Source organism: Nocardia sp. NPDC059240 (genome assembly GCF_042753865.1).
In the GTDB taxonomy this organism is placed as follows: Bacteria; Actinomycetota; Actinomycetes; order Mycobacteriales; family Mycobacteriaceae; genus Nocardia.
In genome coordinates, this window is record NZ_JBHZAC010000008.1 from 395,150 (window position 1) to 416,142 (window position 20,993).

A 20,993-nucleotide genomic window follows, 5' to 3' on the forward strand; every position below is an offset into this window, starting at 1 on the left:
CGATCAGTGCACGACGCGGGTCGGCGGGGTGATGGCGAGCGCGGATTTCGGGCGGCGGGCGAGCCAACGGCGGTAGCGGCGGAGGGCGCGGGACTGGAGGAGTTGGTCGGTGGTCAGGGCGTAGGCGGGGTGGATTGCGGGGGAAGGGTTTTGGGAGCGGGCCAGGCGGCGCATCTGGTGGCGGACCTGGGCCATGCCGGCGATGGAGGCCAGGGACTTGTCCGACCAGGTGATGGGGCGCAGGGTGGCGGTGGCCTCGAGGTTGTCGCGCCAGCGGGCGGGGAGGTCGGGGGTGACGGCTAGGGCGGTGCCCATACCGACTAGCGCGACCTTGCTGGACAGGACGCGCTCGGCGGTGGCGCGGCGGGTGATGCCGCCGGTCAACATGAGTGGGAGAGAGCTGGTTTCGGCCAGGTCGGCCGCCAGGTCCAGAAAGTAGGCCTCGCGGGCGGCGGTGCTCGACGCGGCGATGCCGACCGAATCGACAGCGCCGTTCGCCCCGACAGTGCCGCTTGCCCCGGCGGTGGCGCTCGAGTCGGCGGTGCCGCTCGCCCCGGCGGTGGCGCTCGGGTCGGCGGTCGCGCTCGGGTCGGCGGGGCGGCCCGACATGGCGGGGCTTTCGTAGCTGCCGCCGGACAATTCGACGAGGTCGACTCCGAGGGGTTCGAGGAGGGTGATGACATGGTGGGCGTCGGTGGCGTCGAAGCCGCCGCGTTGGAAGTCGGCGGAGTTGAGTTTCACGGCTACCGCGAAGGACGGGGAGACGACTGCGCGGATGGCGCGCACCACGTCCAGCAGGAACCTCGCGCGGTTTTCGAGGGGGCCGCCCCACTCGTCGGTGCGGGTGTTGACCAGGGGTGAAAGGAATTGGGAGAGCAGGTATCCGTGGGCGGCGTGGACTTCGACGCCGTCGAAACCGGCCTGTTCGGCGCGGGCCGCCGTGGTGGCGAAGCGGGTGACGGTGTCGGCGATCTGGTCGGCGGTCATGGCGGTCGGGCGGCCGAATCGTTTGCTGTGCCTGCCCAATTCGACGGCCTTGTCGGAGGGACCCCAGGTGACGCCGGGCATGTTGGCCTGGACCTGGCGGCCGGGATGGCTGATCTGCATCCACATCGCGGCACCGGCGGCCTTGCCTGCGCGCGCCCAGGCGGTGAAGGGTTCCAAGGGGGCGTCGGCGTCCAGGACGATGCCGCCCGGTCCGGTGAGGGCCTCGGCGTGGACCATCACATTGCCGGTGATGAGCAGGCCGGCGCCGCCCGCACCCCAGCGGCGGTAGAGGGTGACCAGGCGCTCGTCGGGGAGCTGGCCGGGCGCGGCCATGCCTTCCTCCATCGCGGCCTTCGCGATCCGGTTGGCCAGGACCGCGCCCGAGCGCAGGGTCAACGGCGAGAACAAGTCGGTCGTCATGCGCGATCACCTTCATATGTGTGCAGTGCTTACATAATGTGGACAGCGCTAACATAGAGGGCTGATGTAAGCGCTGTCAACACTTGTTAGGTTGAAGACATGCCGACCCCGAGCGCGTCGTACCACCACGGCGATCTGCCCGCCACACTGCTGCGCGCCGCCATCGAGCTGCTGGAAGCCGACGGCGCGGCCGGACTCTCACTGCGCGCCGTCGCCCGCCACGCCGGGGTCTCGACCGCCGCGCCCTACCGGCACTACGCCGACCGCGAGGCCCTGCTCTCGGCCGTCGCCGCCGTCGGCTACCGCGAACTCGCCGCGCAACTCCTCGCCGCGCACCCCTCCCCCACCACCCCCGACGACCTCGCCACCATCGCGATCGCCTACATCCGCTTCGCCCTCGACCGGCCCGCCCTGTTCCGCGTCATGTTCGCCGAACCCTGCAACCCCGCCGACCCCGACCGCGTCGCAGCCACCGAGGCAATCAGCGCCTACGTCAAAATGATTGTCCAGCAGTCATTCCCGACCGTGGACCCGGACAACCTCGCCACCGCCGTCTGGGCACTGGTCCACGGCCTGGCCTTCCTCCACATGGACGGCAAACTCGACAATTCCAGCCCCGAACTCGTCGCCACCCAGACCCGCGCCGCCATTCACGCCCTCATCGCCGCGGCCGCCACGGTCCGCGAGCCGCGCTAGCCCGCCGGCATGCACTGCGGCAGCGACACTCTCGACGTTCGCCGCCACCTGCGCATGCTCATGCGAGGGCGGCCCAGCGATGCCGAACGGGAGACGTCAGAGAACCGTTGGCGCACTCCGAGCGTGGATCCAGGCCAAAGATGAGGCAGGTGACGGCGCGCCGTTCATGACGAGCACTGTCGCGACCGGACGACCACGGGTGGTCGGCCGAAGCAACCGGCGGCAGCGGGGCCTCCCCTCAGCTGCCGGTGAGGTGGGCGGTGATGGTAGCTGCGGCTTTGGTGCCGGTAGCTGCGCAGGCGGGGACACCGACGCCGTCGAGGTAGGCGCCGGCGAGGGCCAGGGCGGGGAGATCGGCTGTGGCGGAACGCAAGTCCGCGATTCGGGTGGTGTGGCCGGGGGCGTACTGCGGGAGGCCGCCGGGCCAGCGCTGCACGACCGCGCTCAGGGGGCGGATGTCGAGGCCGGTGACGGCGGACAGGTCCGCGATGGCGGCCGCGACGAGCTCGTCGTCGGACCAGGACAGTGGGGTGGGGTCACCGAAGCGGCCGAAGGAGGCGCGGACGAGGGCCACGTCGCGGGCGGCGAGGTGTGGCCATTTGCGGCTGGAGAGGGTGAAAGCCTTGGCGCGCAGGGGTTCACCGGTGGCGACCAGGATGCCCGAGTTGTCGGGAAGTTCGGTGTCGGACGGTAGCGCCAGCGCCACCACCGCGGACGAGGCCAGTTCGATGCCACCGGCGAGGTCGGCGGCTTCGGGAGCCACCTCGCGCAGCAGTTCCGCCGTGACCGGGGCGGGCGTCGCGAGGATCACCGCATCCACGTCGCCGACCGGGTCCAGCCGCCAGCCGGTGGCGGTGCGCGCGAGCCGGGTTGCGGCGGTGCCGATTTCGGTCTTCACGTCGGCGGCGGCACGCAGGGCGTCCAGCAGTGCGCGGTAGCCGTCGCGGATGCCGCCGAAGACCGGGGTGGTGCTCGGCGGCGGCAGCGCCTCCGACACCGCTTGGGTCAGACTCGTCGCGCCCCGGTCGAGAGCGGCCGCGAGAGTCGGCAGGGCCGCGCGCACGCCGATCGAATCGGCCAGTCCCGCATACACTCCCCCGAGCAACGGGTCGACGCTGCGGCGAACGACCTGCTGTCCGAACCGATCCCGCACCAGCTCGCCGACCGACATATCGCCGCCGCGCACCCATACCAGGGGCCGGTTCGGCTCATCGTCGATCATGGCCACCGTGGACGCATCAACCAGTCCCTCCACCGATTTCGCGTCCGCCGGGATCCCCATCAGCGTCCGCTCGGGCAGCCGATGTCCGGCGCCCTGAGACCACACCAGCGGCCGCTTCCCCGCCGGATGCACGAGCTGTTCCTCGATCCCCAATTCCCGCATCAACGCCGGGATTTCGGGCCGTCGCCCGACGAAAGCCTCCGCCCCCAGATCAACCGGATCCCCCTCGATATCGACGGTCCGCAGAATCCCGCCCACCCGATCCCGCCGCTCCACGAGCAGCAGTTCCGCCGACTCCCCCAGCGCCTGCCGCAGTCGATAGGCAGCCACCAGCCCGCTGATCCCGCCACCAACCACCGCGACCCGCATCAACCACTCCTCGCCACCTGCGACCCGCACCTTCACGTCGCGCCGCTCCGCTCGTCAACCTACTCCCGCCGGACGCGCCCACCGGTGCGCGGTGCCCCTCCCCAACCGTCCCGTCACGTTCCGGTCGACCACTCTCATCAGGTATTTCACCTACTCGACAGAGAAAAGACCGCGCACCGGAACGTGATTGACGCCGCGCGGGGGTCGTACCGCCGACCGCTGGGCGGCTCACACCTCGGCGGTCCACCTCGCTCGCAGCTCCTCGGCGGCCAGCAACACGGCAGACCAGGCTTCGTCACTGAGCATCGACCGGTCGCGACCCCACCGGAGCTCCTGGGGCGGACGATCATCGAAGGCAGCGATCGTCGAAGTCTGGCCGACCGTGGCGGCCAGCCTCCCGACAGCTTCATCCAGTGCCGCGAGCCTCTCGGCGGGCGACAACGGTGCGGCGACCTGTCCCTGTTCACCGTCTCGAGGCGCTGCATCGACCCGCGCCAGGCCCGCGGCCGCGGCGAGATCGGCGGCTCCCCTCGTGGCCCACTTCAGACGCCAACCGGGCCAGAGCAATTCGAGCAGCCCCGTGACCACGAAGCGGGTCGAGGGTTCGTGCAGCAGGTCATAGTCACCGAACCAGGTCAGCGTGCGATTCGGGTGGTCGATGACCGCACCGCCGTCGAGCCCGTACTCGGTGATCCAGACCGCACCCGTGTCGTCGCCCCGGCGATGGGCAGACTCGATGGTCTCCGTCGCGTTCCTCGGACCTGTGACGAGTGTCCTGCATACAACATTGCCCGCCCAACGGTCCGGATAGCAGCGCATACCGTCGGCATCGATGATGACGAAGCAGCCCGGCGCACCCATGACGAAGGACGCTACGCGCGCCGAAACTGTTTTCGCACAGGGATTTCGAAGAGGTCCGACACTCTACGCCTCTACTCGACGGGTTCCACCGCCAGTTGCGTAGCGATCCATGCGACGTCCGTGTGTTCTTTTGCGATGACGTCGATCAGATGCGCGATTCCACAACCGTCGATGCCGGGTTTCAGTCCGAAACATCGCAACAGCAGCAGCATTGCCAGCCAAGCGGTCGAATCGTTTCCTTCGGTGAAGGGCCGGTCCCGTACCACCGACTGCAGAATCGCGGCCGCCTTCAACTCCGGTGCGGGGTAGGCATGTTCGTTGCCGACGACCGCGTCGGGGCGGTTCGCAGCGGAGGCGACCAACCCGAGGTCACGAACCCTCCCGTGCCCCTCGGTGACCCGCTGATTGCATTTGATCAGCGCTTCGGGGCGCACTATCCGCGTTCTCGCAGCATCGCCAGAACGTCAGCGTGCTCTGCGGTCAGTTCGTCGAGTAGCGCATTCTCCCGACGGTTGAGCGCCCGCGCCGTCACCCAATCACGCAGTGCCTCACAAATAGCGCTGTTCAACGACATACTGCCAGCGTCCGCCTCTGCGGAAGCGGCAGCATGCAACTCGTCGGGGAGCCGAAGATTCAAGTTCGACATAGCACCACTCTAGCACCATCCGTTTATGTGAACGATTCGGACGACCAGCCCCGAACAATCCCAGCGACGGCCTCGTGGATATCCGCTCAGAGCGGGGCGGGGAGGCTGTGGATCAACGCGACGGTGTCGGTGATGACGGTGGGGTCGGTGTTGGGGAGGACGCCGTGGCCGAGGTTGAAGATGTGGCCCTTGGCGCCGAGGGTGATCGCCTCGTCGGCTTCGCGGGCGATGCGGCGGACCTCGGATTCGATGGCGGCGGGGCCTGCGAACAGGACGGCCGGATCGAGGTTGCCCTGCAAGGCTTTTCCGGGGCCGACGCGACGGGCGGCCTCGTTCAACGGGATTCGCCAGTCGACGCCGACCACGTCCGCGCCCGCCTCACCCATGGCGCCGAGCAGTTCGCCGGTGCCGACACCGAAGTGGGTGCGCGGGATGCCCGCGTCGGCGACCTCGGTGAAGACGCGTTGCGAGTGCGGCATAACGTATTCGCGGTACTGGGCCTGGGTGAGCGCGCCCGCCCAGGAGTCGAACAGCTGCACCGCGTCCACACCCGCGCCGATCTGGGCGCGCAGGAATTCGATGGTGATGTCGGTGAGCGCGCTCATCAGCTGGTGCCAGGTCTCGGGGTCGGCGAGCATCATCGCCTTGGTGCGCTCGTGGTTCTTGCTCGGTCCGCCCTCGACCAGGTAGGACGCCAAAGTGAACGGGGCACCGGCGAATCCGATCAACGGCACGGTGCCCAGCGCGTCCAGCAGCAGCTTGATGCCCGCGGTGACCGCGCCCACTTCTTCAGCGCGCAGTTGCGGCAGCGCGCGCACATCGGCGACGGTGCGCACCGGGTTGGCCACGACCGGGCCGACACCGGGCACGATGTCGAGGTCGATGCCCGCGGCCTTGAGCGGAACGACGATGTCGGAGAACAGGATTGCCGCGTCCACATCGTGGCGTCGGATCGGCTGCATGGTGATCTCGCACACCAGCTCCGGGTCGAAACACGATTCCAGCATGCCGATTCCGGCGCGCAGCTCGCGGTACTCCGGAAGGGACCGACCGGCCTGTCTCTGGAACCACACCGGCCGACGATGCGGCACGCCACCGGTGGCGGCGGCGAGGAACGGAGCATCGGTCAGCAGGCGGCGGGTTGAAGTACTCATCACCGCCCATCGTAAAGGGGGCCCGGCGGCGCGCCTCGCACCGCTCGGCTCCCCGGGGGTCTACGGTGCCATTCGTGACACCGCTCGACTTCCGCGACGGCGCTGCCCCGACCCCGGAGCCCGAAGAACCAGCCCGGTTCCGCGCCGCGGTCGAGGCCATGGGATCCGCCTCAGTGCACCCCCGCATCGAATTGGCACCGATCCGTCCGCCGCAACGCCTGGCCCCGTACTCCTACGCCCTCGGCGCGGAAGTCACCCGGCCCGACGCCACCGTGATACCCGTCGACTCCGACGGGGACGCCTTCGGCCGCCTCATCCTGCTGCACGACCCGGCCGGTCAAGAGGCCTGGCACGGAGTCTTCCGCCTGGTCGCCTACATCCAGGCCGATATCGACTCCGCGCTCGCCGCCGACCCGCTGCTACCGGAGGTGGCGTGGAGCTGGCTGGTCGACGCGCTGGATTCGCGCACCCCGTTCACCGCGCTCGGCGGCACGGTCACCTCCACCAGTTCGGTGCGCTACGGCGATATCGCCGGACCGCCGCGCGCGCATCAACTCGAGCTGCGCGCGTCCTGGACGGTCACCGACACCGAGATGCGACCGCATGTCGAGGCCTTCTGCGAGGTGCTCGCCTTCGCGGCCGGATTACCGCCGGCAGGTGTCACCCGGCTCGACATACGCCGGGGCGAGAGCACTGAATAGCCCGCGCGAATTCCCCCGCCCAGAGCCAGGAAATAGCTCCTCGCCTGCGAGAACGTCTGTACTGCAACGAAATCGACGCCCGGCACGTACGATTCCCAATGGCCCGACGCAGTGTCACGGCCCGGCGTTTCACCGACGTGACGCGGCTCGCCATTGTCCTACCCGTAGAGTTCAAGACCATGTCCGTACCAGATGAACCCGAAGCCACTGCCGCGGTACCGTTGCTCGCGCCAGTGGAGGGTGTACCGCCGGTACTGGACACTGCTGCCGAAATCGAGGCGGCCGCGCGGCGACTGGCCGTCGGCACCGGACCGCTCGCGGTCGACGCCGAACGCGCCTCCGGGTTCCGCTACTCCAATCGCGCGTATCTGATCCAGTTACGCCGCGAGGGCGCGGGCAGCTTCCTCATCGATCCGATTCCGGTGGACGGGGATCTCGAACCGCTCGCCGAGGCGATCAACCCGCTCGAATGGGTGCTGCACTCCGCCGATCAGGATCTGCCGGGACTGGCCGAACTCGGGCTCTACCCGGCCGTGCTGTTCGACACCGAACTCGGCGGCCGGCTGGCCGGATACGAGCGGGTCGGGCTGGCCGCCATGGTGGAGAAGCTGCTGGGCCGGGAGCTCAAGAAGGGTCACGGTGCGGCCGACTGGTCCACGCGCCCGCTGCCCGACGACTGGCTGAACTATGCCGCCCTCGATGTCGAGCTATTGATCGAGCTGCGCGACGCGGTCGCCGCGGATCTCGACGAGCAGGGCAAATCCGAGTGGGCCGCACAGGAATTCGAGCATGTGCGCACCGCGGAACCGTCCGCGCCGAAGTCCGATCGGTGGCGGCGCACCAGCGGCATCCACGCGCTGCGCCGCACTCGGCAGCTGGCGATCGTGCGGGAACTGTGGACCACCCGCGACCGGCTGGCCCGCCTGCGCGATGTGGCCCCCGCCCGCATCCTGCCGGACTCGGCGATCGTGGCCGCGGCCACCAATGAGCCCAAGTCCATCGCCCAACTGCGCACCCTGCCGATCTTCGGCGGCCCGCGCCAGCGTCGCTACTCCCGGGAATGGCTCGGCGCGGTGGAACGTGCCCGCGCCCTGCCGGACAACGAACTCCCCCCGCTGACTCAGCCCTTCGACGGCCCGCCCCCGGTCAACCGCTGGGAGCGCCGCGACCCCGCCGCCGCCGCCCGGCTGCAGCGTGCCCGTGCGGCCATGACCGACCTGTCGACGGAAGTCTCGGTCCCGGTCGAGAACCTGCTCACCCCGGACCTGTTGCGTCGCATGTGCTGGGACGGCCTGCCCAAGTCGGCCACCAACGGCGAGGCCCCGGGGTTGATCGAGGACTATCTCGCGGCGGGCGGCGCACGCCCCTGGCAGCGTGACCTCGCGGTCCCGCGGCTGAGCGAAGCCCTGTACCCGAAGGACTGACCCCGCAACTACCGCCCACAGAAGTTGGGGCACACCGTTTTTCTGAAGTGGACTCATTTCACAGTACGTGAAAGTTAGATTCTGTCGACCCTGAACCGAGGGGTACGACAAAGGAGTCCACACATGCCCGCCACCCACCGCCGCGCCCACCACATCGCTTGGGGCACAACCGCTCTCGCGGTAGCCGCGACGGTCACCACCGTGCTCGCACCCACCGCGTCCGCGACCATCCAAACCCCCAACGTGCTGGACTGCCCGACCGCCACCACCTGCACGCCGGTGACATCGTTCGTCGTGGGTCACAGCTACCGGTTCGGGTCCCAGAATGTGCACAGCGACCTGGTCGCCTACCAGGTGTACTTCTACGACAACGGGCAGTGCCTCGGGAACACCCCGCAGGCCGACAACGGTGACGTCACCGTCCTCGTCGGCGATCCCGCCTACATCACCTGGGTGCCGACCACCGCCGGAACCCACAAGCTCACCGTGCAGCAGGGCACGGAATCGCAATCGATCACCGTCACCGTGGCCGCCGCGCCCGCCGGATCCCCGACCCCGCAACAACCCGCGCAGGGCGGCTGCGACGGCGCAGGCCTCCTCGGCACCGGCAGCGCCGACCTGGGAGCCGGCAGCTCCCTGATCAAGGGCCTCACCTCCGGCAGCGGGCACTGACCTCACCGCGAAGCAGCATCACCCGAGCTCGTCGACCAAGGAATACCGCTATGCATCTCCGATCCCGAACCATGCGCCGCATCGGCTGGGCCGCAACCACATTGGCGACAGCCACGGCGGTCACCACGCTGACCGCACCGCCCGCCCTGGCCAACCTCGGCCCGATCATCGTCGCCGAATGCGCACAGTCGGACAACAACCCGTGCCCGGCGTCCTCGCCGATCGTCGCGGGCCAGAAGTACGTCGTCACGGCACCGGCCAACCAGATCATCCCGCTGCCCGTGCTCTCGTCACTGGACACCACGGTGAACTTCTACGACAACGGTCAATGCATCGCTAGCGGACCGGCACCCACGGGCATGGGCGTCGCGGGCTTCTACTGGATGGACGTCTCCGTCTACTGGGTCCCGACGGCCGGAACCCACAAACTCACCGTCACCCAGGGCGGCGCATCCGACTCCACCACCGTGAATGTCGTTGCCGCACCGGCTGGATCCACCCCAGCACAACCGCCGAAGCAGCCCGGCTGCGGTGGCGGCGGCAGCCTCGGCTCCGGCAGCGCGAGCCTGCCCGGATCCAGCTAGCTCTCCCCGCTCCGGCAACCTCGACATCCGAAATAGTCACAGAGAGCAAGATCATGCGCACCACCCCGTTCCTGCGCCACACCCTCTGGGGTGCAACCACTTTGACCATGGCCACGATGGTCACCACCCTGTCCGTTCCGACCGCGAGCGCGGAGCTGCAGGGGCACCCGGCCGGAGTCTGGGACTGTTCGACCAGTCCCTGCACGGAGCCCTCGACCTTTGTCGTCGGACACACCTACTCCTTCGATCCGGGCTCCGCCGGAGGAACCACCTCCTGGGAGTACCAGTACACCTCCCTCAACTTCTACGACGACGGGAAATGCCTCGGCAGTGTCTCGTTGCCGACCAACGGTCCGACGTCGGTCCCCTGGGTTCCGGCCACCACCGGAACACACAAGCTCACCATCGCGTACAACACCATCGTGCCGCTGCTGATAGCGCAGCCGACCACCTTGTCGGTGTCGGTGGTCGCCGCACCGGCGGGCTCCCCCGTCGCACCGCAGCCGCCGGTATCGGGCAACTGCGCCATGACGGGCAGCGGCACCGGCAGTGCCGACCCGCTCGGATCCGGCAGTGCGAGATTGCTCAACACCGGCAACAGCGGCAGCTGATCTGATCCCTCTCACGAAGGACTCACGCACGAATGCACACCACCCACCACCCCGCCCGCCACATCGCCTGGTGTACAACAACTCTCGCATTGGCCGCGACCGTCACCGCGCTGGCCACGCCCGCCACCGCTCACGTCCCGAGTCCCGAGGTCGACGATTGCTCGACCGGCATCTGCGGGGTGCCCTCGTCCTATGCCGTCGGACATACCTATTCGTTCACCGCGGACTACACGCTGGACAACCCGAGCTCCATGAACTTCTACGACAATGGGAAATGCCTCGGCAGCATCACTTTGCCGCACAGCGGTCCCCTCGCCGTTCCGTGGGTGCCCACCACCCCCGGTCCGCACGAAATGATGATCACCGAGAATCTCCGGTCCCCGTTCTCACCGCCGCAGCCCTACTTCGCCAAGTGGACGGTGACCGTGCAGGCCTCGCCGGCGGGCTCGGACACCCCGCCGACGCCGGGCAGCTGCGTCAGCTCCGGTAGCGCCGACTGGCTCAGCTCAGGCAGTGCAAGCCTGCGCGGATCCAGTTAGCTCGCGCCGATCGCGCGGCGGCCGTTCGCTCAGTCCTGGAAGTCTGATCCCCTCTCACGAAGGACTCACACACGAATGCACACCACCCACCGCCCCGTCCGCCGCATCGGTTGGGGTACAACAACTCTCGCATTGGCCGCGACCGTCGCCGCGCTATCCGCTCCCACGGCGAGCGCCGACTTCATGGGTCCGGACATCATGGATTGTTCGAGCGGTACCTGCGTGGCACCCTCGTCCTACGTCGTCGGACAGACGTACATGTTCTTCCAGATTCCGGCGTTGGACAATGCGGCCACCACCAGCTTCTACGACAACGGGAATTGCGTCGGCACCATCACGTACCCGCACAGCGGTCCCAATGCGGTCCCATGGGTTCCGACCACCGCCGGAACCCACCAGATGGCCTACTCGACCGCCCTCACGATCCCGTTCGTGTACACCAAGCCGAATCCGTTCCCGGTGACCGTGGTCGCCGCGCCACCGGGATCACCCACCCCGCAGCCCACCCAGCACGGCGGCTGCGCCGGGGTCGGCAGCGGTAGTCCGGTCGGATCCGGTAGCTCGATCATGCCCGGATCCAGCTAGTTCCAGAGATCCGAAGAAAACGAGGGGCACCCATGCCTGTCACCCACCGTCTGTCCGTCACCGATCGCCGCATCGCTTCGGCCGCAACGCTGGTCGGCGTCGCCGCGATGCTCACCGCGCTGTCCCCCGGAGTCGCCAGCGCCGGACTCCACGGCATCGAACTCTGCTCGATCGATACCGGTAACTGCGTGGAGCCCACGTCTTTCGTTGTCGGACAGAGCTATTCGGTCGTCGGCCCCGACAACGGGACGCCGAACACCAACTACAACTTCTACGACAACGGCGCCTGCATCGGAAGCGGCAGTCACGGCGTCACCTGGGTTCCACTCGCCATGGGAAGCCACACCGTGTCCGCCACCTACACCAATGGCGGCTCGGTGGACTATGTGACGGTGACCGTGGTCGCCGCGCCGACGGGAACCACCCCACAGCAACCGCCGAGACAGGGCGGCTGCGGGGGCGGCGGCAGCCTCGGCAACCCCAGCTCGTTCATCGGGCCCGGCAGCGCGAACATCGTGCCCGGCGTCTTGGGCGAGATCATTCAAGACACCGGCAGCTGATCGGGAGGTCCGGTCCCTCGGCGCGCAGGGGCGTCGAGGGACCGGGTCTCGCTCAGTCCTGGAAGTTGGGTGGGCGGCGGTCGCGGCGGGCCCGGATGGCCTCGTCGAAGTTGTCGGTGGTGAGGCGGACGTAGAGCTGGGCGAGGCCCTCGTTTTGCATGTGGGATTCGAAAGAGCTTGCCTCCAGGCCGTTCCAGAGGAGGCGTTTGGTGAGTTCGCCGCCTACTCGGGACCAGCGGATGATCTGCTCGGCGGTGTCGTAGGCGGATTCGAGGAGTTTGTCGGCGGGGACGACGCGGGAGACGATGCCGATGCGTTCGGCTTCGGCGGCGTCGACGTCGCGGCCGGTGAGCATGATCTCGAAAGCGCGGGTGGAGCCGATGGCCCGCGGCAGGGTGTAGCTGATGCCGAGTTCGGCGGAGGTGAGGCCGTTGTTGATGCCCGCGGCGCGGAAATAGGCGTCGTCGGAGGCGATTCGGATGTCGGTGCCCATGGCCAGGCAGAAGCCGCCGCCGATGGCCGCGCCGTTGATGGCGCTGATCACCGGCTGATGCATGCGCTTGATGGTCAGCATCACGTTGTCCAGCAACGACATCGAGCGGCGCGCGATGCTGGTGCGCGTCAGCCCCTCCACCCCCGGCACCTTGCCCGCGTGCTGCAGGTCCGCGCCCGAGCAGAACCCGTGCCCGGCCCCGGTGAGCACCACCACCCGCACCTCGTTGTCGGCCGCCACCTCCTCGAGGGTTTCGCGCAGCGGCACCATCACGTCGAACGCCATGGCGTTCATCCGCTCGGGCCGGTTCAACGTGACCAGCGCGATCTGGGGACGCGGCTTCTCGACGAGCACAAACGACATCCGAACTCCTGACCAGGAAACTGTAACCTGTTTCAGAATCTACGCGAGAAGTCCAGCTCCGCACAGAAAAACGGACCCGCGATCGAGGATCGCGGGTCCGTTCGACGGCCGGCCGGGGGTTACTCGGCGGCCGGGAGGAGGGCGTCGGCGATGTCGGAGCTCGCCGTGTCGGAGGCTCCCAGCCAGACGTGGACGCGCTGGGCGACCTCGCCGGGGGTGAGGCCGAGTTCCTGGTGGATCTTGGAGCGCGAGGCGTGGTCCAGGAAGTGCTGTGGCACACCGAGATCGCGGGTCGGGACGTCGACGCCCATGCCGCGCAGACGCGCGGAGATGGTGGAACCGATACCGCCGTGCAGGCCGCTGTCCTCGAGGGTGACGACGAGACGGTGGTTGCCGGCCATCTTGACGACGGCGTCGGCTACCGGCAGCACCCAGCGCGGGTCCACGACGGTGACCGAAACCCCTTCGGCCTCCAGCAGATCCGCCACCTTCAGGGCGAGCTCCGCGAAGGGGCCGACCGCGATCAGCAGCACATCGGCGTGCACCGAATAGGAGGCGGCGTCCTGTACATCGGGCATGCGCAGCACATCCACGCCCTCGAAACGCTCGACGGCCGGAATCTCCTCGATGGCAGCGCCCTTGGGGAACCGGATCGCCGTCGGGCCGTCGCTGACGTGCAGTGCTTCCGCGAATTCCTCACGCAGCGTGGCCGCGTCGCGCGGGGCGGCCACCCGGATACCGGGGACGATGCCCAGCACCGAGAGATCCCACATGCCGTTGTGCGATGCGCCGTCGTCGCCGGTGATGCCCGCACGGTCCAGGACCAGGGTCACCGGCAGCTTGAGCAGCGCGACATCCATCAGCAGCTGATCGAAGGCCCGATTCAGGAACGTCGAGTAGATGGCGACGACCGGATGCAGGCCGCCCAGGGCCATCCCGGCCGCGGAGGTCATGGCGTGCTGTTCGGCGATGCCGACGTCGAACATGCGGTCCGGGAAGCGTTCCCCGAACGGCGACAGACCGGTCGGTCCCGGCATGGCGGCGGTAATGGCGACGATGTCGTCACGCTGCTCGGCCTGGGCGATCAGTTCCTTGGAGAACACCGAGGTCCACGAGGTTCCGGACGAACCGCCCAGCGGCTCACCGGTCTCCGGGTCGATCTGGCCGACCGAATGCATCTGATCGGCCACATGATCCACGGCGGGTTTGTACCCGCGGCCCTTCTGCGTCACCGCGTGCACGATGACCGGTCCGCCGAAGTCCTTGGCGCGCTTGAGCGCGGCCTCCAGCATCACCGGATCGTGCCCGTCGACCGGGCCCACGTACTTCATGCCCAGATCGCTGAACAGCTCCTGCGGCGCGACCGCGTCCTTGATCCCGGTCTTGATGGCATGCAGCATCGAGTACGCCGAATCCCCCACGCGCGGAATGCTCTGCACGATCCGCTTGGTGGCGTCGAGCGCGTGCTCGTAGGCGGGCTGGGTACGCAGACCGGCCAGTCGCTCGGCGAGGCCGCCGATGGTCGGCGCATAGGAACGGCCGTTGTCGTTGACCACCACGATGACCGAACGATCCTGGCCGGCGGCGATATTGTTCAACGCCTCCCAGCACATGCCGCCGGTCAACGCGCCGTCGCCGACGACCGCGACCACATGCCGCTTCTGCCGGGTCAGCGCGAACGCCTTGGCGATGCCGTCCGCGTAGGACAGCGAGGCCGAGGCGTGCGAGGACTCCACCCAGTCGTGGGCACTCTCGGCGCGGCACGGGTACCCCGACAGGCCGCCCTCTTTACGCAGCGTGTCGAACCCGTCCTTACGGCCGGTGAGGATCTTGTGCACGTAAGCCTGATGACCGGTGTCGAAGATGATCGGGTCGGCAGGCGAGTCGAAGACCCGGTGCAACGCGATGGTCAGCTCCACGACCCCGAGGTTCGGTCCCAGGTGCCCGCCGGTGACGGCGACCTTCCGCACCAGGAACTCCCGAATCTCCTCGGCCAGCTCGTGCAGCTCCGGTACCGACAGCCGACGCAGATCCTCGGGCATGTCGACCCGGGAAAGCACTCCCACGGCTATTGCTCCCTCCGGATGTCTCCTGTGATTGCAACAGTCTACGGAGCCCGTAGTGGACTCCGATGCCGGGAACGAAACGCCACCTGCGACATCCGTAACAGATGTGAGGCTGCACACACATTACGCCGGTTAGAGTGGCCGAGTGGTCCCCTCCGGCGGCGTCGTGGCCCGCATCATCGACGAAGTGTACGAGCTGTGCCGGGCCGACACGTCGGGAACGCTGGCCGACTACATTCCGGAACTCGCGGCGGTGCAACCCGATTCGTTCGGCATCTGTCTGGCTACCGCGGACGGTCGGGTGTACGGGAGCGGAGATCTGGACACCGCCTTCACGATTCAGTCGATCTCGAAGCCGTTCACATACGCGCTGGCCCTGGCCGATCGGGGCCCGGACGAGGTGTCGCGGCACATCGATGTGGAGCCGTCCGGGGAACCGTTCTACGAAATCAGTCTGGACCCCCAGACGCAGCGGCCCCGCAACCCGATGATCAATGCCGGGGCGATCGCGGCGGCCTCACTGATCAAGGGCACCGACGCTGCCGACCGGTTTGCCCGAATTCGACGGAGCTACAGCCGATTCGCCGGACGCGAACTCACCATGAACGAGGCGGTGTACGCCTCCGAGGCGCGCACCGGGTTCCGCAATCGCGCGATCGGGTTGCTGCTGCGCGGCGCGGGCATCGTCGACATCGATCCGGACGAAGCGGTCGACACCTATTTCCGGCAGTGCTCGATCGACGTCACCGTGCGCGATCTCGCGGTGATGGCCGCGACCCTGGCCAACAACGGCATGAATCCGCTGACCCATGAACGCGCGCTGACCCGGCCGTTGGTCGAGCAGGTGCTCTCGGTCATGACCACCTGCGGCATGTACAACTCGGCGGGCGAATGGGTGACCACGGTCGGACTGCCCGCGAAAAGCGGTGTGGGCGGCGGCATCCTGGCCGTGCTGCCCGGGCAGATCGGCATCGCCGTGTACTCCCCGCGCCTGGACGCGCACGGCAGCAGCGTGCGCGGGGTGAAGGCGTGCCGGGAACTGTCCGATCGCCTGGGCCTGCACTTCCTGCACGTGACCCGGGCCGCGCACACCGCGATTCGCGCCGCCTACTCGGTGGCCGAAGCCCCCTCCCGGCTGCGCCGCGACGCCGATGAAATGGCCGTATTGCACGAATTCGGTGACCACGCGCGGATCTTCGAGCTGCACGGCGACCTCTTGTTCGCCGGTGCGGAATCGGCGGTCCGCGCCGCCGAGGAGACCCCCGGCGAGCTCGAGGCGCTGGTCCTGGACCTGCGCGAGGTCGGCGATGTCAGCCCGGTCGCCATCCGCATGCTCAACGACCTCGAGGCCGCGCTCGCCGCCACCGGTTGCCGGGTGGCCCTGGTCGATCCGGACGCCAAGCTCGGGCATCTGGTATCCAGCCTGGATCCCAAGGATCCGCGCGGGCGGGTGTTCGTCGACCGCGACGCCGCCACCGAATGGTGCGAAGAGCTCATCCTCGAGCGGCATCGCCCACCCGGCCAGGAGTGTCCGGCCGCGCTGACCATCGACGAACATCCCGCGCTCGCCGATCTGCCCGATGACGAACGCGCCCGGCTGGCAAAGGAATTCGAGACCCGCACCATCGCCCGCGGCGAGCTCATCGTCGCCCGCGACAGTCCCCGCAGCGGCCTGTTCCTGATTCTCGACGGCCGGGTCCGCTTCACCTTCACCGACCGCGACAACCGCCGCCACCGCCTCATCACCCTCACGCCGGGGCTGTCGTTCGGTGAGACCTCCATGCTCGCGGATGTGCCGTTCGCCAATGACGTGCACGCCGAAACCATGGTCCGGGTGGCCGTCCTGTCCCCCGCCCGCTTCGACGCCCTGACCGCCCAGGCACCGGAAGCCAAACTGGCTCTCCTGCAACGCCTGGCCGCGACCGCCTACACCCAGGCCGACGCCGCCCTCCGCTCGGTCGCCACCCATCCCTCGCTGTGAGCGTGCTGGAACGGCTCGCGGCCGCCGCCTACACCCAGGCCGATGCCGCCGTGCGCGCGGTTGCTGCGCACGGCGGCATCTGACCACGACGGGAGACCTTCGTCCGACACCCCTCGGTTGGTCGCACGAGGTCTCCCGAAGTTCTTCGGACAGAATGATTTCGGGTCAGCGGTAGCCGTACTCCTGCCAGCGGTCCAGGACGCGCTGCTGGATCTCTTCGGGCCAGCCGTTCTCGAAGCTGCCCTTGATCGGGCGGCGACCGGCGGGGAAATGGTCGGCGAGCAGGCAGTTGTAGATGACCTTGCCCGCCTTGAAGGAATGCGACTCCTCCGGGGAGAGGTAGACCGCGAGCTGGTCGGAAATCGCTGGCGGGTAATGGAATTCGCCACGGTCGATATCGGGATGCGAGCGAGTGGCGAAGGCCCACACCACCTCGTCGAGGTTGGTGATGTCGACGTCGTCCTCGACGACGAGGATCTTGGGCGCGTTCACCGAGGGCTTGCCCGTGAAGATGATCTTCGCGATCTGGTCGACCAGTTCGTGCGAGCCGAGGCCGGTGGTCTCGTGCCAGTCCTGCTTCACCGCGAGGGTCAGCCAGTGCACGGCCGCCTCGAAGTTGTACCAGGCCGAGGAGATCGGCAGTCCGGCCTGCCGCAGCAGGTAGAGGATCTCGGCGGCACTGGTGGTGCCGATGATGGTGTGGTCCTCCTCCACCGGCGGGCCCGCGGCCACGGTCGGCTGGATCGCACCGTCGCGGTAGGTGATGGCGGAGACGTGGAAGACCTGCTTGAGGCTGGCCTCGGTGGCGTTGTAGCCGGGGAATTCGTTGAACGGGCCCTCCATGACCGTCTCGTCGAGGGCGATGTGGCCCTCGATGACGATCTCGGCGGTCGCGGGGACCAGCAGGTCGACGGTCTCGGCGGGCACCAACTCCAAGCCCTCGCCGAAAAGCGCGCCCAGGAAATGGGTTTCGTCCTCGCCCTCGGGAATCGGCATGCCGCCCACCCACGGCAGGCCCGGCTCCACGCCGATGGCCAGCGCGATCGGCATGGGCTTGCCGACCTCGGTCCACTTCGAGCGGATGATGCCCAGGTGCTGCGGGCCGGGGATCAGGCAGGCCAGGGTGTTGCGGTCGTGGATCATCATGCGGTTGATCGACCAGTTGGTCCACGAGCCGTCAGGGGTCTTGACGATGTTCATCCCGTAGGTCTGGATGTAGCGGCCGCCGTCATTGCCGTGCAGCTTCGGGGTCGGGAACGCGAACAGGTCGATCTCGTCGCCGAGCTTGACGTTCTGCTTGCAAGGCGCGTCCGCGCGGTCCACCACCACCGGCGGGATACCCGGCTTGGCACGGGCGTCGGCCAGCGCCTCCACGATCTGCTGACCGCTGGCGTCGGCCGGGAGGCCCAGCGCCAGCGCGATGCGCGCCAGCCGGTGCTCCGGACCCGAGAGCGCACCCGGCGCGCCCAGCACGCGGAACCCGCTGTCCTGGTAGTCGGTGATATTGGTGAACAGCGGCGCGGGGGCCTTCAGGTCGTAGGAGCGGCGAATGATCGCGCCCAGCTCCATATTCCAGTCGACCTCGGTGTCGATCTGCTGGATCTCGCCGATCGCGGTCAGCGCGTCGATGAATTCCCGCAAGCTCTTCAGGTGGGCCACAGCCTGTTTCACTTTCCTTCGATCGGAGATTCGCCCCAGCGGGGCAGGTCGGGGACGTCGATGCCGAGCAGGTCCAGGGCGCGGCCGGCGGTGTGGTCGACGATGTCGGCGACCGATTCGGGATTGAGATAGAAGGCGGGCACCGGCGGCATCACGATGCCGCCCATCTCGGTGACCGCGGTCATGGCGCGCAGATGCGCCCTGGTGAGCGGGGTTTCGCGAACCATGAGCACCAGGCGGCGACGCTCCTTGAGGGTGACGTCGGCGGCGCGGGTGAGCAGGTTGTCGTTATTGGCGTAGGCGACCGCCGACAGCGTGCGAATCGAGCAGGGGGCCACGATCATTCCGGCAGTCCGGAACGAGCCCGACGCGATGGCCGCGCCGATATCGGCAGGCCGATAGCTGACATCGGCCATGGCCGCGAGATCGCCTGCGCTGAGCCCGGTTTCATAGGCCCGGGTCTGCTGCCCGGCCGGGGTCACCACCAGGTGCGTCTCCACCCCCGCCTTGCGGGCCAACTCCAGCACCCGCACCCCGTACGCGATACCCGTCGCGCCGCTGATGCCCACCACCAAACGCCGCACACCACTCACCGAACAAGGATCGGGCACCGCCGGTTGGCCATCAACGGCGAAATCCGCGAGAATCGATAAGAAATGCTAATCGAAGACTCTGTGCGGGATACCCGCGTCGATCCGGCCGAATTGGAAGCCTTCGTGGTGCTGGCCGAAGAACTGCACTTCGGGCGCACCGCGATGCGGCTGGGAGTGTCCCAGCCCCGGGTGAGCCAGTTGATCCGCAGCCTGGAACGACGCATCGGCCGCCGCCTGGTGGAACGCACCAGCCGCCGCGTCACGCTCAATCCGCTGGGCGAGCAACTGCTCTCCCGGGTCCGGCCCGCCTTCGAGGACCTGCAGCGGGCCATGACCGAAACCCGGACGCTGGCAAGGGGATTGCGGATCGGCTTCCTCGGGCCGTACGGGTCCACACTGGATGCGCCGCTGGCCGGGTTCCGGGCCCGGCATCCGCATTGCACGGTCACGCTGACCCAGATCGCGTGGACCGATATCTACGGGCCGCTGCGCCGCGGCGAAGTCGATCTGCAGATCTCACTGACCCCGATCGAACAGCCCGACCTGACCGTGGGTCCCGAGGTCGGCGAGTTCCCCCGGCTGCTCGCCATCGCCCGGCGGCATCCGTGGGCCGCGCGCGCGAGCCTCGATGTCGAGGATCTGGCCGAATTGCGGGTCATCGGGCCGCATCCGGATGTGAGCCCCGAATTCGCTCGCGGTTTCTGGCCGCCCGCCGTCACGCCCAGCGGTCGCCCGATCCCGGCCGCGCCGCCCGCCCGCACCGAACCCGAGATGCTCTCCGCTGTCGCCCACAATGACGCGGTGTTCGCGACCACCACCGCCATGCCCACCTATTTCACCCATCCGGAGGTGGCATTCGTGCCGCTCACCGGGCTGGCCGCGGCCCGGGTGCGGCTGGTGTGGCGCAATCGGACCGACAATCCCAAGGTCGCCGAATTCGCCGCGCTGGCCGCCGAGACCTCCCGGCCGGGACTACGTCAGCCGACGTAGCGAGGATTACGTCGACGCGTGCAGGCACGCCGTCGCGAACGGGCCTACGCTGGCGGACAACGAGATTCCCTTCTGCTCTAGGCCGGATGTCATGACCGATTTCGATCCTGCGGTCTACGGACCGCCCGATGTCCGCGTCGGCACCGCGGAACGTGAACGAGCCGCCGCCGCGCTGGGAGACCACTTCGCGGCCGGCCGTCTGGATGTCACCGAATACGACGACCGGGTGAGCCGGGCGTACGCCGCCAAGACCGCGGGTGAGCTCGCGGTGCTGTTCGGCGATCTGCCCCGCCCGCAGCCGGTCACCCCGCAGATCCTCACCCCGCCACCGATGCCGCGCCGCCCACCGCCGTTCGCCCCGATCGCGCTGATCGTGGCGTTGATCTTCGCGATCGCGTTCGCGGTGGCCACCCACTTCTTCCCGTTCTTCCTGTTCCCACTCGTGTTCTTCCTGTTCGCGCGCGGTCGGCGCGGCTGGGGGCCGCGCGGATTCGGGCCGTCCTACGGCTCCCGGCGCTACCGGATGTGAGGGTTAGGCGATACCTCCGCATTCGCTCCGGCCGTGCGCGGGCTAAGGGCGGCTACGCCGTCAGCGCCCATTAGGGTGGAGGGATGGGCGTCATAGGCGAACTGTTCCCCGGTAAGAAGCTCGAAGACGACAGCAGCGAGGCTGGCGACGGCCAGCAGCACAAGCCGCGGCTGGCCATCGATCTCGACGCGGGTGTGATCACGCTGTCGCCTCGGGCCACCCCGCCGAACCCGGAGCCGGAAACTCCCGCCTCGCAGGGCTAGTGCACACCCGATAGGGTGACCAGGC

The 20,993-nt window shown here is 68.4% G+C and carries 23 protein-coding genes; 13 read left to right on the forward strand and 10 right to left on the reverse strand.

Translation table 11 applies throughout. The annotated features are described in order from the left end of the window. Nucleotides 1-3: 3 nt before the first annotated feature. The gene (locus tag ACFXHA_RS29380; protein WP_379362204.1) at nucleotides 4-1,407 is read right to left on the reverse strand and encodes an NADH:flavin oxidoreductase/NADH oxidase family protein; all 1,404 of its coding nucleotides are present in this window, start codon (nucleotides 1,405-1,407) and stop codon (nucleotides 4-6) included. A gap of 99 nt (nucleotides 1,408-1,506) precedes the next feature. Here ACFXHA_RS29380 and ACFXHA_RS29385 point away from each other — a divergent pair, with 99 nt between their 5' ends. Next, a complete protein-coding gene (locus ACFXHA_RS29385) occupies nucleotides 1,507-2,103 on the forward strand; it encodes a TetR/AcrR family transcriptional regulator (protein ID WP_379362205.1) in 597 nt (198 codons plus the stop codon). A 238-nt stretch (nucleotides 2,104-2,341) separates the two neighbouring features. On the opposite strand, the gene ACFXHA_RS29390 is transcribed toward ACFXHA_RS29385, so the two are convergent. From ACFXHA_RS29390 to hemE, 5 genes are all read right to left on the reverse strand, one after another. Then, nucleotides 2,342-3,694 (reverse strand): protoporphyrinogen oxidase, encoded by a 1,353-nt coding sequence (locus ACFXHA_RS29390; protein WP_379362311.1) that lies wholly within the window; start codon nucleotides 3,692-3,694, stop codon nucleotides 2,342-2,344. Nucleotides 3,695-3,922: 228 nt separating this feature from the next. Further along, on the reverse strand, nucleotides 3,923-4,555 hold the full coding sequence (locus ACFXHA_RS29395; protein WP_379362206.1) for a hypothetical protein: 633 nt from the start codon (nucleotides 4,553-4,555) through the stop codon (nucleotides 3,923-3,925). Between the two features lie 71 nt (nucleotides 4,556-4,626). Further along, the gene (locus ACFXHA_RS29400; protein ID WP_379362207.1) at nucleotides 4,627-4,989 is read right to left on the reverse strand and encodes a Fic family protein; all 363 of its coding nucleotides are present in this window, start codon (nucleotides 4,987-4,989) and stop codon (nucleotides 4,627-4,629) included. After that, complete coding sequence (locus tag ACFXHA_RS29405) at nucleotides 4,989-5,201, reverse strand: toxin-antitoxin system HicB family antitoxin (RefSeq protein ID WP_379362208.1); 213 nt, start codon at nucleotides 5,199-5,201, stop codon at nucleotides 4,989-4,991. The genes ACFXHA_RS29400 and ACFXHA_RS29405 overlap by 1 nt, the downstream gene beginning before the upstream one ends. An 86-nt stretch (nucleotides 5,202-5,287) precedes the next feature. Beyond that, entirely contained in the window at nucleotides 5,288-6,355 is a 1,068-nt protein-coding gene (hemE, locus tag ACFXHA_RS29410) for a uroporphyrinogen decarboxylase (protein WP_379362209.1), read from the reverse strand. 74 nt (nucleotides 6,356-6,429) lie between these two features. On the opposite strand from hemE, the gene ACFXHA_RS29415 reads away from it, so the two are divergent. The 8 genes from ACFXHA_RS29415 to ACFXHA_RS29450 all read left to right on the forward strand — a co-directional run bounded on the left by ACFXHA_RS29415 (nucleotide 6,430) and on the right by ACFXHA_RS29450 (nucleotide 12,031). Then, nucleotides 6,430-7,056: a DUF3000 domain-containing protein gene (locus tag ACFXHA_RS29415; protein WP_379362210.1), complete on the forward strand. Its 627-nt coding sequence runs from the start codon at nucleotides 6,430-6,432 to the stop codon at nucleotides 7,054-7,056. Nucleotides 7,057-7,235: 179 nt separating this feature from the next. Next, nucleotides 7,236-8,480: an HRDC domain-containing protein gene (locus tag ACFXHA_RS29420; RefSeq protein WP_379362211.1), complete on the forward strand. Its 1,245-nt coding sequence runs from the start codon at nucleotides 7,236-7,238 to the stop codon at nucleotides 8,478-8,480. A 123-nt stretch (nucleotides 8,481-8,603) separates the two neighbouring features. Continuing rightward, a complete protein-coding gene (locus ACFXHA_RS29425) occupies nucleotides 8,604-9,152 on the forward strand; it encodes a hypothetical protein (RefSeq protein WP_379362212.1) in 549 nt (182 codons plus the stop codon). A gap of 50 nt (nucleotides 9,153-9,202) precedes the next feature. Continuing rightward, nucleotides 9,203-9,736, forward strand: a complete 534-nt coding sequence (locus ACFXHA_RS29430) for a hypothetical protein (RefSeq protein ID WP_379362213.1) — start codon at nucleotides 9,203-9,205, stop codon at nucleotides 9,734-9,736. A gap of 53 nt (nucleotides 9,737-9,789) precedes the next feature. Further along, entirely contained in the window at nucleotides 9,790-10,347 is a 558-nt protein-coding gene (locus tag ACFXHA_RS29435; RefSeq protein ID WP_379362214.1) for a hypothetical protein, read from the forward strand. Nucleotides 10,348-10,379: 32 nt separating this feature from the next. Next, a complete protein-coding gene (locus ACFXHA_RS29440; protein WP_379362215.1) occupies nucleotides 10,380-10,886 on the forward strand; it encodes a hypothetical protein in 507 nt (168 codons plus the stop codon). Nucleotides 10,887-10,961: 75 nt separating this feature from the next. After that, on the forward strand, nucleotides 10,962-11,471 hold the full coding sequence (locus ACFXHA_RS29445) for a hypothetical protein (protein ID WP_379362216.1): 510 nt from the start codon (nucleotides 10,962-10,964) through the stop codon (nucleotides 11,469-11,471). Nucleotides 11,472-11,503: 32 nt separating this feature from the next. Further along, nucleotides 11,504-12,031: a hypothetical protein gene (locus ACFXHA_RS29450; RefSeq protein WP_379362217.1), complete on the forward strand. Its 528-nt coding sequence runs from the start codon at nucleotides 11,504-11,506 to the stop codon at nucleotides 12,029-12,031. Between the two features lie 52 nt (nucleotides 12,032-12,083). Here ACFXHA_RS29450 and ACFXHA_RS29455 read toward each other — a convergent pair whose 3' ends face one another. After that, on the reverse strand, nucleotides 12,084-12,887 hold the full coding sequence (locus tag ACFXHA_RS29455; protein WP_379362218.1) for an enoyl-CoA hydratase: 804 nt from the start codon (nucleotides 12,885-12,887) through the stop codon (nucleotides 12,084-12,086). Between the two features lie 119 nt (nucleotides 12,888-13,006). Then, on the reverse strand, nucleotides 13,007-14,953 hold the full coding sequence (gene dxs, locus ACFXHA_RS29460) for a 1-deoxy-D-xylulose-5-phosphate synthase (protein WP_379362219.1): 1,947 nt from the start codon (nucleotides 14,951-14,953) through the stop codon (nucleotides 13,007-13,009). Between the two features lie 145 nt (nucleotides 14,954-15,098). Between dxs and glsA the strand changes: the two genes are divergently transcribed. Further along, nucleotides 15,099-16,934, forward strand: a complete 1,836-nt coding sequence (gene glsA / locus ACFXHA_RS29465; RefSeq protein ID WP_379362220.1) for a glutaminase A — start codon at nucleotides 15,099-15,101, stop codon at nucleotides 16,932-16,934. A gap of 165 nt (nucleotides 16,935-17,099) precedes the next feature. Here the strand turns inward: glsA and ACFXHA_RS29470 are convergent, their stop codons facing one another. Next, a complete protein-coding gene (locus ACFXHA_RS29470; protein WP_379362221.1) occupies nucleotides 17,100-18,605 on the reverse strand; it encodes a UbiD family decarboxylase in 1,506 nt (501 codons plus the stop codon). Beyond that, on the reverse strand, nucleotides 18,602-19,186 hold the full coding sequence (locus ACFXHA_RS29475) for a UbiX family flavin prenyltransferase (protein WP_379362222.1): 585 nt from the start codon (nucleotides 19,184-19,186) through the stop codon (nucleotides 18,602-18,604). The genes ACFXHA_RS29470 and ACFXHA_RS29475 overlap by 4 nt, the downstream gene beginning before the upstream one ends. Nucleotides 19,187-19,249: 63 nt before the next feature. On the opposite strand from ACFXHA_RS29475, the gene ACFXHA_RS29480 reads away from it, so the two are divergent. From ACFXHA_RS29480 to ACFXHA_RS29490, 3 genes are all read left to right on the forward strand, one after another. Further along, a complete protein-coding gene (locus tag ACFXHA_RS29480) occupies nucleotides 19,250-20,176 on the forward strand; it encodes a LysR family transcriptional regulator (RefSeq protein ID WP_379362223.1) in 927 nt (308 codons plus the stop codon). Between the two features lie 91 nt (nucleotides 20,177-20,267). Beyond that, on the forward strand, nucleotides 20,268-20,705 hold the full coding sequence (locus ACFXHA_RS29485) for a DUF1707 domain-containing protein (RefSeq protein ID WP_379362224.1): 438 nt from the start codon (nucleotides 20,268-20,270) through the stop codon (nucleotides 20,703-20,705). A gap of 83 nt (nucleotides 20,706-20,788) precedes the next feature. Then, nucleotides 20,789-20,968: a hypothetical protein gene (locus ACFXHA_RS29490; protein ID WP_379362225.1), complete on the forward strand. Its 180-nt coding sequence runs from the start codon at nucleotides 20,789-20,791 to the stop codon at nucleotides 20,966-20,968. The last annotated feature ends 25 nt before the right edge of the window (nucleotides 20,969-20,993 follow it).